Annotated in this window: 14 protein-coding genes; 6 read left to right on the top strand and 8 right to left on the bottom strand. The window is 61.2% G+C overall.

The window, feature by feature from the left end:
• Positions 1–60 precede the first annotated feature (60 nt).
• The 4 genes from OP495_RS01910 to OP495_RS01895 all read right to left on the bottom strand — a co-directional run bounded on the left by OP495_RS01910 (position 61) and on the right by OP495_RS01895 (position 3862).
• Complete coding sequence (locus OP495_RS01910; protein WP_280566792.1) at positions 61–1278, bottom strand: multidrug effflux MFS transporter; 1218 nt, start codon at positions 1276–1278, stop codon at positions 61–63.
• Between the two features lie 158 nt (positions 1279–1436).
• Complete coding sequence (locus OP495_RS01905) at positions 1437–1922, bottom strand: cupin domain-containing protein (RefSeq protein ID WP_280564751.1); 486 nt, start codon at positions 1920–1922, stop codon at positions 1437–1439.
• A 37-nt stretch (positions 1923–1959) separates the two neighbouring features.
• Positions 1960–3072 (bottom strand): alkene reductase, encoded by a 1113-nt coding sequence (locus OP495_RS01900; RefSeq protein ID WP_280566790.1) that lies wholly within the window; start codon positions 3070–3072, stop codon positions 1960–1962.
• Positions 3073–3127: 55 nt separating this feature from the next.
• The gene (locus OP495_RS01895; protein WP_280566787.1) at positions 3128–3862 is read right to left on the bottom strand and encodes an SDR family oxidoreductase; all 735 of its coding nucleotides are present in this window, start codon (positions 3860–3862) and stop codon (positions 3128–3130) included.
• A 167-nt stretch (positions 3863–4029) separates the two neighbouring features.
• On the opposite strand from OP495_RS01895, the gene OP495_RS01890 reads away from it, so the two are divergent.
• Complete coding sequence (locus OP495_RS01890) at positions 4030–4503, top strand: MarR family transcriptional regulator (protein WP_280564756.1); 474 nt, start codon at positions 4030–4032, stop codon at positions 4501–4503.
• Positions 4504–4556: 53 nt separating this feature from the next.
• Positions 4557–4754, top strand: a complete 198-nt coding sequence (locus OP495_RS01885) for a hypothetical protein (RefSeq protein WP_280566786.1) — start codon at positions 4557–4559, stop codon at positions 4752–4754.
• A gap of 29 nt (positions 4755–4783) precedes the next feature.
• On the opposite strand, the gene OP495_RS01880 is transcribed toward OP495_RS01885, so the two are convergent.
• Positions 4784–5107, bottom strand: a complete 324-nt coding sequence (locus tag OP495_RS01880; RefSeq protein ID WP_280566784.1) for a 50S ribosome-binding protein YggL — start codon at positions 5105–5107, stop codon at positions 4784–4786.
• Positions 5108–5334: 227 nt separating this feature from the next.
• Positions 5335–6549: an MFS transporter gene (locus tag OP495_RS01875; RefSeq protein ID WP_280566781.1), complete on the bottom strand. Its 1215-nt coding sequence runs from the start codon at positions 6547–6549 to the stop codon at positions 5335–5337.
• Positions 6550–6794: 245 nt separating this feature from the next.
• On the opposite strand from OP495_RS01875, the gene OP495_RS01870 reads away from it, so the two are divergent.
• Positions 6795–7379 carry a histidine phosphatase family protein gene (locus OP495_RS01870; RefSeq protein WP_280566780.1) on the top strand — a complete coding sequence of 195 codons (585 nt, stop codon included), beginning with the start codon at positions 6795–6797 and terminating at the stop codon, positions 7377–7379.
• A 6-nt stretch (positions 7380–7385) separates the two neighbouring features.
• Here the strand turns inward: OP495_RS01870 and pyrC are convergent, their stop codons facing one another.
• Entirely contained in the window at positions 7386–8441 is a 1056-nt protein-coding gene (pyrC, locus tag OP495_RS01865; RefSeq protein ID WP_280566779.1) for a dihydroorotase, read from the bottom strand.
• 42 nt (positions 8442–8483) lie between these two features.
• Positions 8484–9692, bottom strand: coding sequence for an MFS transporter (locus OP495_RS01860; protein WP_280566778.1), 1209 nt, complete (start codon positions 9690–9692; stop codon positions 8484–8486).
• 108 nt (positions 9693–9800) lie between these two features.
• Between OP495_RS01860 and gmk the strand changes: the two genes are divergently transcribed.
• From gmk to spoT, 3 genes are all read left to right on the top strand, one after another.
• The gene (gene gmk, locus OP495_RS01855) at positions 9801–10448 is read left to right on the top strand and encodes a guanylate kinase (protein ID WP_280566777.1); all 648 of its coding nucleotides are present in this window, start codon (positions 9801–9803) and stop codon (positions 10446–10448) included.
• Positions 10449–10512: 64 nt separating this feature from the next.
• Positions 10513–10764, top strand: coding sequence for a DNA-directed RNA polymerase subunit omega (rpoZ, locus tag OP495_RS01850; protein WP_040240363.1), 252 nt, complete (start codon positions 10513–10515; stop codon positions 10762–10764).
• 28 nt (positions 10765–10792) lie between these two features.
• Complete coding sequence (gene spoT / locus OP495_RS01845; RefSeq protein WP_280566775.1) at positions 10793–12928, top strand: bifunctional GTP diphosphokinase/guanosine-3',5'-bis pyrophosphate 3'-pyrophosphohydrolase; 2136 nt, start codon at positions 10793–10795, stop codon at positions 12926–12928.
• Positions 12929–13053 lie beyond the last annotated feature (125 nt).

Here is a 13053-nt window from a genome sequence, read left to right as displayed (position 1 = left end):
TGGAGGATGACTGGATCGTCACTCGACACGGCGAAGGCGGTGGCCGTCTCCCGAGCGGATTCAAAACCCTTCGCCTGGCAGCGGTGCCCAGCGATGTATCGACAGATACGCGATCAGCGCGCCAGCGGCACACACGATCATTACCTGGGCCATGGCCAAGGCGTCGCCTCCGAGCATACCCAGCACCCAGGTCGCCAAGGCCGCACAGGCAAACTGGCAGACTCCGAACAGCGCCGACGCCGCACCGGCGGCCTTCGGCGCCAGATCCAGCAGACCGGCGATGGTGTTGGCGCCCGCCACGCCAATGGTAGAGAGCAAGAAAAACAACGGGATCACCATGCCCCAGAAACCGGCAAATCCGGTAAGCGAGGTGGCCAGCAAAAGCAATGCCCAGACAAGTGTGTTGGCGACGGCAATGCCCAGCAGTGCACGATGTCCGAAACGCTCCACGATGCGGCCATTGGTGAACGTACCGATCACCATAGATGCCGCGTTGATACTGAAATAGAAGCCCACTGCCGACTGGCCGATACTATATTCGTTGGTGTAGATAAACGCGCCGGCGGCCACGTAGGAAAACAGCACACCGAACATCAGTGCACCGCAGATCAGATGCAGTATCACCGGCAAGCGTCTGAGCAGCGACAAATAATCAAGATACTGCGCTGCCAGGCTGCGAGTGCGATTCTGCAGATGACGCGGATGCGATTCGGGGAGCAGCACGGCAAGCGCGGCCAGGGCGACCATCGCATAGAAGCTCAACATCCAGAAGATAAGCGGCCACTCGGCGACCGATAGCATCAAGCTTCCGATCATCGGCGCGATCAGCGGCGCCACGCCCATGACCATTACCACGAACGACATCACACTGGCTGCCTGCGAGCCATGGTATCGATCGCGCACAATGGCACGTGCCATGGCCGGGCCGACGGAGGCCCCCAAGCCTTGTAACAGGCGCGCGCCCACCAGCATTGCAATGGATGTTGACGTCGCGCAGGCGATACTCGCCAGCAGGTAGAGAACGAGGCCAAAATACAGAATGGGTTGTCGCCCATACCGGTCAGAGAGTGGCCCATAAAGCAATGGGCCGACACCCAAACCCACGAAAAAAAGGCTGAGGGTGTATTGCACGTCAACCGGGTTGGCTTGAAACTGCTGCGCCAACTCGGGTAGAGCCGGCAGATAAGTATCGATCGACAGCGGTGCTATGGCCGTCATTAGGCCAAGGATGCATATGCTGAGAGTATATCCGCGTCGGCTCTGATGGGGTGAATTCATCGAAAGTCTCCTTGCATGCGCAAGACGATCAAATACGAACACCGACGCACGAGGCACCGGTCGCTTCAGGCCCACAATGCTCGTTAAAGCGCTTGCCACGCCCGTAGACTGGCCGGCGCGCTTGCGACGAAAACCCAAAGAGGCCCAAGGATGGGCGTCTAACCCGTGACCGCATCACTCTCATCAGGAGAAGCCTGCCAATAACCATACGCTTCTGACACTTGCTGTATTCTTGTGATGTCGTCAGGTGAGGGGGGTTGGCAGGCATCGCCGGGCATCACTGGTCGACCAGCGTCGCGGAAAAATCGGCCAAGGCGGTTGTTCGTGACGAGAACCAGATCCGCTTGCTGGCTTGTCGTATTACGTAGTGCATGCCTGACGCCGTCGGCTAAAAGCACACTTTGGCCAGTGTCGAGATTTTGCCAACGTGGTTTGGCGTCGAAGACGAATACTTCGATCTGTCCGCTCAGCACGTATAAGCATTCGGGATCAATGTGACTATGCAGAGGAACGCTGCGACCGGCTGCCATGGCGGTACGATATAGAGCCGTATCGGCGTCCTCACGCCCCATGCGAGCGATCAGTTCAAATCGCGCGCCCGCCATGTCAATCAACTCGGGCGTTGCATTTACGTCGTTTTTCATCGTCATATCGTCCTGTTTTCCGATCGGCCTTCTTTTTCTACCCGACATAGCTATGGCCGTCGCGGCCGAGCGTGGCAAATGGGTAGTCCGTATAGCCTGCATGCGTACCGCCGTAGAAGGTGTCCTTGTTCGGCTCGTTGAGCTCGATGTCGTGATGCCAGCGGCTCGGCAAGTCCGGGGTGGAGAGGAAAAGGCGACCGATAGCGACGGCGTGGCACCACCCTTCGGCGATCGATTTCTCGGCGGTCGCCAGCGAGTAGTTACCATTAGCGACGTAGAAACCATACCAGTGCTTGCGAATGGCGTTTATGGTGGCAGTCTTTTCCGGATTACCCGCGATGCCACTGAAGCTCTCGGCCATGTGGAGGTAGGCAAGGCCACGCTTATCGAGCTCGCTGACCAGATGGCCGTAGAGCGCTTCCGGGTCCGGCTCGTCGACATCATTGACCTCGCCGAGCGGCGACAGGCGTATACCGACCTTATGGGCGCCAATTTCTTGAATCACGCGATCGACGACTTCCAGTACAAAACGACACCGGTGTTCTATCCCACCACCATACGCGTCGTCGCGCGTGTTGGAGCCCGGCGCCAGGAACTGGTTCAGCAGATAACCATTGGCCGAATGGATTTCCACACCGTCGAACCCTGCCCGCATGGCGCAGCGCGTGGCGTGCGCGTAGTTCGCCATGATCTGATGGAGCTCATCGACGTTGAGTGCTCTGGGCCGTGAAACGTCTTGAAAACCATCATGCGTAAATGTCTTGGCCTCGGCGCGAATAGCGCTCGGCGCCACCGGCGGCTCGCCTTCCGGCTCGACCGAAGAGTTGCGGATGCGCCCGACATGCCCGAGCTGACAATAGATGCGCCCACCATTGGCGTGAACGGCGGCTGTGATCGGCTTCCAGCCCTCGACATGGCTCTCGGTATAGATACCGGGCGTCTTGATATAGCCTTTACCGAGCGGTGACACATCAACGGCTTCAGAGATCATGAGGCCAGCCGAGGCGCGCTGGGCGTAATAGATTGCCGCATCCGCCCAGGGCGTACCGTCATCATGTGCACGGTTGCGTGCCATCGGGGCGAGGAATACGCGGTTCGGAACAGTGAGATCACCCACACCGTGCGGGACAAAGAGATTGTCGTGCGCCATCACTAGATGCTCCTCAAGCTGAATAAGGGGTAATGTGATCCGGTCTCGATATCGCTCAGTGAAACGCCATCCCACCGTCCACGGTCACGATCTGGCCGGTGATGAAGCTCGCATCCTCGCTGGCCAGGAACGTGCAAATACCAGCGAGATCCTCGGCGCGTTCTTCACGTGGTAAACAACGAGCGTTGGCGATCTGCGAAAGCATCTCTTGCGAATAGCCGCCGTTCTTCTCGATACCCTCGGTCACTGTCATGCCAGGTGCGACACCATTGACGGTAATACCGTCGGAACCGAGTTCCCGGGCCAACGAGCGAGTCATTACGGCGATCGCGCCCTTACTCGAGAAGTAATGCAAGTTGAATGGCACCGCCTGGAATATCACAGCAGAAGTGAGGTTGATTATTCGCCCCCATCCGCGCTCACGCATGCCTGGCGTCACGGCCTGGCTACATAGAAACGGGGCCAGGGTATTGACTGTCATGACCTTCTCCCACTCCTCGGCGCTTATCTCCTCGAACGGTTTGGGCGTGACCGACGACGCCATGGCGGCATTGTTGACCAGGATATCCACCCTGCCATGATGAGATTCGGTATCAGCGACACAGCGCTTCACGCTGTCGGCATCGGTAACATCGCAATGAATTCGTTCGATATCGGACGCGGTCCTGTCATGCCAAGCGATATCAAAACCAACGACGCTGGCCCCTGCCTGGTTGAATTCGGCGGCTATTGCGGCCCCTATCCCAGTTGCTGCACCAGTGACGAGTACGATTTTTCCATTTAGATCCATGGCACTTCTCCTTTCGATTACCCTGAAGAGCGGCGACACCGCATGGTCCCTCGAGCGCTCTCCACGTTGCCAAGAGTAGGTAGTAAGCGTTATGACCAGCAGAAATCACTGGACTATTTTTGTTAGTTTATCTAACATTTAGATAAACTAAGCATATGGATAGAGAGATGTCAAAGAAACGTTTCGATCGATACCTCATACGGGCACAACGCTTCGGCGCACGCACCGTGCTCTTTCAGGACGCCGCCGCTCGGAGGCTGGGGCTGACCGCGACAGAGCTAGAGTGCATACGGCTGGTGCAACACGAGGCCCCTTTGACGGCCACTTATCTCGCCGACCAAACCGGACTCACTCGCGCCTCGTTGAGCGTGATCGTCGACAAACTGGTCAATCGGGGATTTCTCGATCGTGAGCAGGATCAAAGCGATCGCCGTCGCTGGAATCTGCGCGCGAACCCGGCAATGATCGCCGAGATCGATACGCTCTACGAGGCACATGCCGAACGGGTCGAGGCTTTACTCTCGGGCTACAGTGACAGAGAGTTCGAAGTCGCCTTGCGCTTCATGGACGAGTTGGCCGAGGAGTTGAAGATCACGGCCGTAGAATTGGGGCAGGATGATGCGCCCGAGAACATGTCGTGACTCAAGCAAAACGACGCAAAGCCCGTCGCTACTTGAATTACATGAGGCCATCTATGAGTTGGTCAATACTGAACCTCTACGCCAAAGCGACGCTGACCAGAATCAGCCGCCGCACGCTCTCGGATATCGAGACCGACAAAGGCAGCCAGTCGCTCACGCTCCTGAATAGTGCCTTCAGACCGTTCGGGCTGAGTGTGGGATTACTGCCCAAGAGCCCTGCGCTGAGGCAAAGGCTCTTGAACCGCGATTAATACAGGTCCATGCATGGCCGCCGCGTTTGTCACTCCACCCCGTAAGCATCCATCCAATCGCCCACCACCACTTCCGTGCAAAGCGGTTGTTGATCGAGCCACTCGGCCAGCGCAAGGCGGTCCTTGTCCGTAGCGCTGGCGTTTTTATGCGGCAACACGAAGACATCCAGCCGATCCGTGTCGACCCCACCACCCATGATCAAACCGCGCGATTCGAGTTCTGCTTCCAAGGCGTCGAGCACCCGCGTCGCATCCTCTGTTCCGACCTCCTGCAAACGGCAGGACAACACAAACCCGAGCACCGCAAATTCACCCTTTTCCCGTACTCCGCCCCCATCTTCCATCCCCGACATAGCGCTTTCTCCACGACGTCCATTCTGGCGGTTTCAATGGCCCAGCCTCGTGCAGTATCTCAAGCACGGTTACCTTGCTATGCGGCTGGGTGACACAGCCCCTGAATAATTATCGGTAAAATAAGAAAAAACTTAAGTGTTACCGAAAAATTAATCTGATCGAGAAAGCCGTAATTCGAGGAGTGTGGCGACCGCAAGCAATGTACACATGCCACTTGCGGCCTGCCTTATGACGAGGCAGCGGGCTGCTGCAACGCCTCGCGCTTTTCCAGCCAGCGGCCGGTGGCGAAGATCGCGATGCCCAACAAGGCGAGCGAGGCGCCCACCAGGCCGGTGGATGACCACGCCAGACCCGCCTTGATGGTCACGCCGGCCAACCAGGCGCCGAGCGCGTTGGCCATGTTGAAAGCGGCGTGATTGAGCGAGGCGGCCATGGTCTGGGCGTCTTCAGCGACGTCCATCAACCGCGTCTGCATGGCGGGGGCGACGGCCATGCTGGTCCCGACCAGCGCTACGAACAAGAAGCCTGTCCACACCGAGTTGGCGGCGAAGTAAAAGCCACCTTGTACGCATGCCACCCACAGCAGGATGATCGGAATGCCGCGCAGGAGGTTCCAGTCGGCGATACGCGCACCGGCGAAATTACCCAGGATGGTGCCCACCCCGAAAATCGCCAGCACCAGCGGCCCCAGCGACTCAGCCATGCCGGCCTGCTCGGTAAGCGTGGGCATGACATAACTGAACACTGCGAACATACCGCCGCATCCGAAGCAGGCCACGCCCAGCGTGAACAGCACACGCGGCTTGATCATCGCGCTCAACTCGCGCTTGGGACTGGCCTTATGATCGGCGGGCTGATACGGCACCCATAGGCGCACCATCAGCGCCGTCAGCAGCGCGATGCCGCCCACACCGGCGAAAGCCGCCTGCCAGCCGATCATATTGCCCACCCAGGTAGCCAACGGTGCACCAACCAGAATCGCCACGGTCAGCCCGGTCATGACGCGCGCCACCGCTCGGGCGCGTTGATCGACGGGCACCGCTGCGGCCGCCACCAGCGCCGCGACGCCGAAGTACGCGCCGTGCGGCAGGCCGGCGATGAAGCGTAACCCGACGAAGATACCGAAATGCGGCGCCATGATGCTGGCAAAGTTGCCGAGAGCGAATAGCAGCATAAGCCCGATCAGCAATGCCCGCTTGGGCAGCCGTGCCGCCAGGGCCGAGATGATTGGCGCGCCGACGACGACGCCGAGCGCGTAACTGCTGATGGCATAGCCGACATCGGGAACCGCCACCTGAAGATCATCGGCAACGCGGCTCATCAATCCCATGATGACGAATTCACCGGTACCGATACCGAAGCCGCCCAGCGCCAGGGCCAACTCCGCCAGGCGTGGGTGAGCGGCGCCAGAAGGCGTCGACGCGTCTGTGGATTCGCTCATGGGCAATTTCCTGTCTTTAAGGTACTGATCGTGAGGAACGTGGCGAGAAGAACGTGCCCCGAAGACAACGTGTCGCGCCCTAATTCGCAACCTGTAGGCCGAAGCGATCAATTATCTCAGATTTAGACTTAAGTCTAAAATACAAGCCTTCTTTTCTCCGTTTATCGACCACAATGCTACATTGCACGCGCTCCGCCGCGTTTGGCCTGATAGGATCGATATAGGATTTCCATGGAGCCATCGCCATGCCCGAGCTGATTCGCCGCCCCTTCGTCTTTCTGCGCCATGGCCAGAGCACCAGTAACCTGAGCCGTCGGATCGCCGGCCAGCGCGATGTCCCTCTCACTGCGCAAGGCGAACAGGAAGCGCGCCAGGCATCTGTGCTGCTCAGCGACGTCGCCTGGCCATTGATCGTCGCCAGCCCCCTGGAGCGTGCCCAACGCACGGCCGAACTCGCCACCGGGCGTGCCCCGCATTGTCTGATCGGTGGGCTCAAGGAACGCCATTGGGGCGAGCACGAAGAGCAGCTCATTCCCGAGACGATGCCTTACCTGCTCTCGCCCGAAGGCGGGGAAAGCTGGGCGGATTTCGTGACCCGCATCATCGCCACGCTCAATGCCCTGCTCGTCGAGCACGAGACGCCACTGATCGTCGGCCATTCCGGGCTGATCCGAGTAATCCGCTATCTCGACAGCGGCACGCCGGAAGGGCCGCGCACCGATAACGCCGTGCCGCAATGGGTGGCGCCATACGGAACACGCGGCTGGGAGATCCGCCCACTGCGTGAGCCAGACATGGCGCACTTGCCGCACCTGTCGACGACAACCTGATGCGCGTCACTCGCGTCCGGCATTGACCGACCACGCCAGCGTCTCGCCGGCTTTAAAGGGCATCAGCGTCTCCCCATAGCCGGCGGTGCGCTCGGGCATCGTCCAGGGGTGACGTTCGAGTTCGATCTCCTCCTCGTTGAACGGCAGACCATAGAAGCGTGGCCCGTTCTCCGAGCAGAATGCCGCGAAATGCTCGAGCGCATCTTCCTCTTCGAACACTTCGGCATAGACGGCCAGCGACGCCTGGGCGTTGAACACCCCGGCGCAACCGCAGGCCGTTTCCTTGGCGGCGACCACGTGCGGCGCCGAGTCGGTGCCCAGGAAGAATCGCGGATGACCGCTGGCCACCGCCGCGCGCAACGCCCGCTGGTGCTCGGCCCGCTTGAGAATCGGCAGGCAATACAGGTGCGGACGAATACCGCCCACCAGCATGTCGTTGCGGTTGTGCGCCAGATGCTGCGGCGTCAGCGTTGCGGCCAGGTTGGCATCGCCTTCCAAGACGTATTGCGCGGCGTCACCGGTGGTAATGTGCTCGAACACCACCTTGAGCGCCGGAAAGCGCTGGCGCAGCGGGATCATCACCTCGTCGATGAAGAACTTTTCCCGATCGAAGATATCGATCTCGCCGCGCGTGACTTCGCCATGCACCAGCAGCGGCATACCGATTCGCTCCATTACCTCAAGCAGCGGGTAGATGTCCGCGACCTGCTTGACGCCATGCTGCGAATTGGTGGTGGCATTGGCCGGGTAGAGCTTGGCCGCCGTCAGCAAGCCACTGGCATGACCCGCCTCGAGTGTCTCGGCGGAGACGCTCTCGTTGAGGTAGCAGGTCATCAGCGGCGTGAAATCATGACCCGCCGGCACTGCTTCGAGAATGCGCGCGCGATAGGCCTCGGCCTCCGCCAGCGTAGTGATCGGCGGCATCAGATTGGGCATCACGATGGCCCGTCCATAGACCCGACTGGTGGCGGGCAGTACCAGGCGCATCACGTCGTCGTCGCGCAAGTGAAGATGCCAGTCGTCGGGACGGCGGAGGCGAAGACGGGTGGGGGACTCGGACATTCTCAGGCTCCTGGGCACGGACGGAAAAGCTGACGAAAACGCTTAACGCACCGCCGTGGCGGCACGCTGACGCTGCAATGATACCAAAGCGACGCCTGCCAGCGCGGCGACACCGATGGCGAATCCCACCCCGGTGGCTTGCAGGCCGACGAGTCGCGCCACTAGCCCGATGCCCACCACGGGAATCGAAATCGCCACATAGGCGATCACGAAGAAGGTCGAGGTCACCGCGCCACGCTGATTCAGCGGGCAGGCCGCCGCCACGGCGCCCAGCCCGGCGCGAAAGGCAATGCCCTGACCCAACCCGACGATCAGCGCTCCCAGCAGGAAGACCGCCAGCGTCACCAACGCCAATCCGGCCCCGACGGTCAATGCGCCGACGATCACCACGCCACATCCCAGCGGCAAGCGATGCGCCTCGGGCAGACGCCCCTGCACGAGCTGTCCCAGGGTCGAGGCGAAGAACACGCAGCCAGCCACCAGACCGATCGCCAGCAGGTTCGAATGCCCCAGCACCTGGCTCATGAAGGCTGGTGCGGTGGCGGTGAAAAATCCCAGCACCGCAAAGCCGGCGAACCCAGCGATCACCGCCGGCACGAACACGCCGCGCACCTCGGCGGGCACCTTCAGGCGCTGTATGCGCAGGCGAATCCGGGGCGGGGGCGTCACGGTTTCCGATGCCACGGCGACGCCCAGCACGGCGATCGCCAAAAGCCCCAGATGTACGGCATACGCCAGATGCAACGGCCACACGGCGTATTCACCCAAGGCGCCCGCGACGACCGGCCCCAAACCCAGGCCCCCCATGTTGGCGGCGGTCGCGACGAAGGTCGCCGCGCGCTTCCAAGCCTCGGGCGCCGACTCGACCACGGCCACTGTCGCCGTGCCGGTAAAGATACCAGCCGAGATCCCCGATAACACGCGCCCGGCCAGCAACGTGGAAAGCCCCTCGGACGCCAGGAAGATGACATCGCTAAGCGCCGCTGCCGCCAAACCCGCAAACAGTAGCGGACGGCGCCCCAACTGATCCGACCAGCGTCCGGTGATCAACAGCGCGGCGATGACGCCTACGGCATAGGCGGCGAAGATCACCGTGATGACGAGCTGCGAGAAACCGAAGGTCGCTTGATAGCCCGGATAGAGTGGCGTCGGCAGCGTCGTGCCCAGCATGGTCACGAGAAACGCAAAGGCGACCCCGGCAAAACCCAGCCGCGTCGTCGATTCATTGGGTGACATACCCGTAGGGGACATGTAAAAGGTTCCTTGTCAGGTGGCGCGCGCCCTGCGCGATGTCGGCAGGACACAAAGTGTATGCGATAATGCTCGTTTCCCCAGAAGCGGCTCAATCGGACACGCCCCATGCCCACTCAGCTTCCGTCAAAAGGGACACTCTACATCGTCTCGGCGCCTTCAGGCGCGGGCAAGACCAGCCTGGTACGTGCCCTGCTCGAACGCATCGCGGGCATCCAGGTCAGCGTCTCGCACACCACGCGCGACATGCGCCCCGGCGAGCACAACGGCGTCAACTACCACTTCGTCGACGTCACGACCTTCGAGCGCCTGATCGAAAGCGGCGATTTCATCGAGTATGCGCGGGTCTTCGACAACTACTACGGCACCTCGCGAGCCGCCGTGCAGGCCCTGCTCGACGCCGGCCAGGACGTGGTTCTGGAAATCGACTGGCAAGGTGCCCGCCAAGTGCGCGAGGCCTTCGACGAGGCGGTCTCGGTGTTCATCCTGCCGCCTTCCCGGGAAGCACTCCACGCGCGACTTTCGGGGCGCGGCACCGATGACGAGGCAACCATCGCCCGACGCATGCGCGATGCGATCGACGAGATGTCGCACTACGTTGAATACGAACATATCATCGTCAACGACACCTTCGCCCGCGCGCTCGACGAGCTGAGCTGTCTGGTGCATACCGAACGCACCCGCGTGACACGCGTTCGAGCCGCTCACGCGCCACTGCTGGCGGCACTCTTGTCACGCGTGGAAGACGTCGAGTAGACTCGGAGGCCCTTCCGCAGGTCCGGCTTACGCCGTTTTTATTTCTCGATCAGGGTTCACACTCATGGCACGCGTTACCGTAGAAGATTGCCTCGACAACGTCGATAACCGTTTTCAGTTGGTGATGATCGCCACGCAGCGGTCACGTCAGCTCGCTCGCGGCTCGCGCGATGCCCAACTGGCCTGGGAAAACGACAAGCCCACGGTCATGGCACTGCGCGAAATCGCGGCTGGCCTGGTCGATGTCAACGTCCTCGACGAAGTCGTCGATCCGCCCGCTCCCAAGCCGCGTCCCGAGCGAGAGTACAACGACTAAGTTCTCTCCATTCTCGAAGGCGCGCACTATGTTCACCATCGACGATCTCGCGGACCGACTCGGCGGCTACCTACCCCCCGAGGAGATTCTGCACGTCAAGCGCGCCTTTTACTACGCCGAGCAGGCCCATGACGGCCAGCGGCGGCGCTCCGGCGAACCCTACGTCACGCATCCGCTGGCGGTCGCCAATATCCTCGCCAATATGCACATGGACCATCAAAGCCTGATGGCCGCCATGCTGCATGACGTCATCGAAGATACCGGCGTGACCAAGGAGGCGTTGACCCAGCAATTCGGCGGCCCCGTGGCCGAACTGGTCGATGGCGTCTCCAAGCTTACCCAGATCACCTTCGAGGACAAGGCGGTCGCCCAGGCGGAGAACTTCCAGAAGATGGTTCTGGCGATGTCCCAGGACATCCGCGTGATCATCGTCAAGCTCGCCGACCGCCTGCACAACATGCGCACCCTCGGGGCACTGCGTCCCGAAAAGAAGCGCCGCATTGCCCGCGAGACGTTGGAAATCTACGCGCGTATTGCCGGGCGTCTGGGTATCAATACCATTCGCGTCGAACTCGAGGATCTTTCCTTCCAGGCGATCCACCCGATGCGTGCCGAGCGCATCAAGCGCGCGGTCACCAAGGCGCGCGGCAATCGCCGCTCGATGATGCGCCAGATTCAGGACAGCCTGCAGAAGTGCCTCGATGACGACGCGCTGGGCGGCAGCGTAGTGGGCCGCCAGAAGCACCTGTTGTCGATCTATCGCAAGATGCGTGACCAGCGCAAACCCTTCGCCGAGATCATGGACGTGTTCGGGTTTCGCATCATCACCGATGACGTCGACACCTGTTACCGCATTCTCGGCGCGGTGCACAATCTCTACAAGCCCGTGCCGGGGCGTTTCAAGGACTACATCGCCATCCCCAAGGCCAACGGCTACCAGAGTCTGCATACGACGCTGTTCGGCCCCAGCGGAATGCCCGTCGAGGTGCAGATTCGCACCCGCGAGATGGAAGCGATGGCCAACAACGGTATCGCCGCGCATTGGCTGTACAAGGCTGGTCAGACCGCGCGCCCCATCGGCGCCGGCAGCCATGCTCGCGCCCGCGAATGGGTCCGCGGGCTGCTCGAGATGCAGCGCCACGCTGGCAACTCCCTGGAGTTCATAGAACACGTCAAGAACGACCTGTTCCCCGACGATATCTACGTATTCACGCCCAAAGGCGACATCATGGAGCTCCCTGGCGGCGCCACGGCCGTGGACTTTGCCTACAGCGTGCACACCGATATCGGTAACAGTTGCATCGCCTGCCGCATAGACCGCCATCTGGCGCCGCTGTCATCGACCCTGGAAAGCGGCCAGACGCTGGAGATCATCACCGCGCCCGGTGCCCGCCCCAACCTGGCCTGGCTCAACTTCGTGGTCACCGCCAAGGCGCGCTCAGCGATCCGTCACGCCCTCAAGCATCAGCAGCGCACCGAGTCCGTGCAGTTGGGACGGCGCTTGCTCAACCGTGCACTGAGCGCCTTCGAGACCAGCCTCGAGGAGCTGCCCGAGCATCGCTTGACGGCGGTACTCGAAGAACTCGATTTCAGGCACGAGGACGATCTGCTCGAATCGATCGGGCTCGGAACGCGCATGGCCTACGTCATCGCGCGCCGCCTGCTGGAATGTAACGCCCCGGAAACCGCCGAGGAAGTCGCCACGGCGTCGCATTCCGGAATGCCGATCGTGATCAACGGTGCCGAGGGCATGATCATCAGCTTCGCGCGCTGCTGTTATCCGCTGCCCGGCGATCCCATTGTCGGTCATCTTTCGGTCGGCAAGGGAATCGTGGTACACCGCCACGATTGTGGTAACCTGCAGGAACTGCGCGGCGACCCCGACAAGCTGTTCGCTCTGGAGTGGTCTCAGCAGATCGATCAAGATTTCCCGGTGGCGCTGCGCCTGCATGTCGAGACGCGGCGCGGCCTGGTCGCCGAACTGGCCGGCCTGGTGACCGATGCCGGTGCCAATATCGAACGCATCGGCATTGAGGAACGCGATGCACGCCTGTCGATCGTCAACCTGACGTTGGCCGTCCACGACCGCGTGCATCTAGCAAGTATCATGAAACGACTGCGCAACCTGCCCCACGTCGGCAAGATCACTCGCGTTCGCAGTTGACACCATGGCGACCGACCTGCCGCCCACCAGAGCGGCGGGTCGGTCGTTTCGTTTTTACGATGCCCGGCGCGCCCGCTAACGCGGACGCGGCGGTGCCGTTATTTTTGTCCATCGCAATGCGCACA

The organism is Chromohalobacter sp. 296-RDG (assembly GCF_029889885.1).
Classification (GTDB): domain Bacteria; phylum Pseudomonadota; class Gammaproteobacteria; order Pseudomonadales; family Halomonadaceae; genus Chromohalobacter.
The sequence above is the reverse complement of the archived record's forward strand: the minus strand, read 5'-3'. Positions and strand labels throughout refer to the sequence as shown.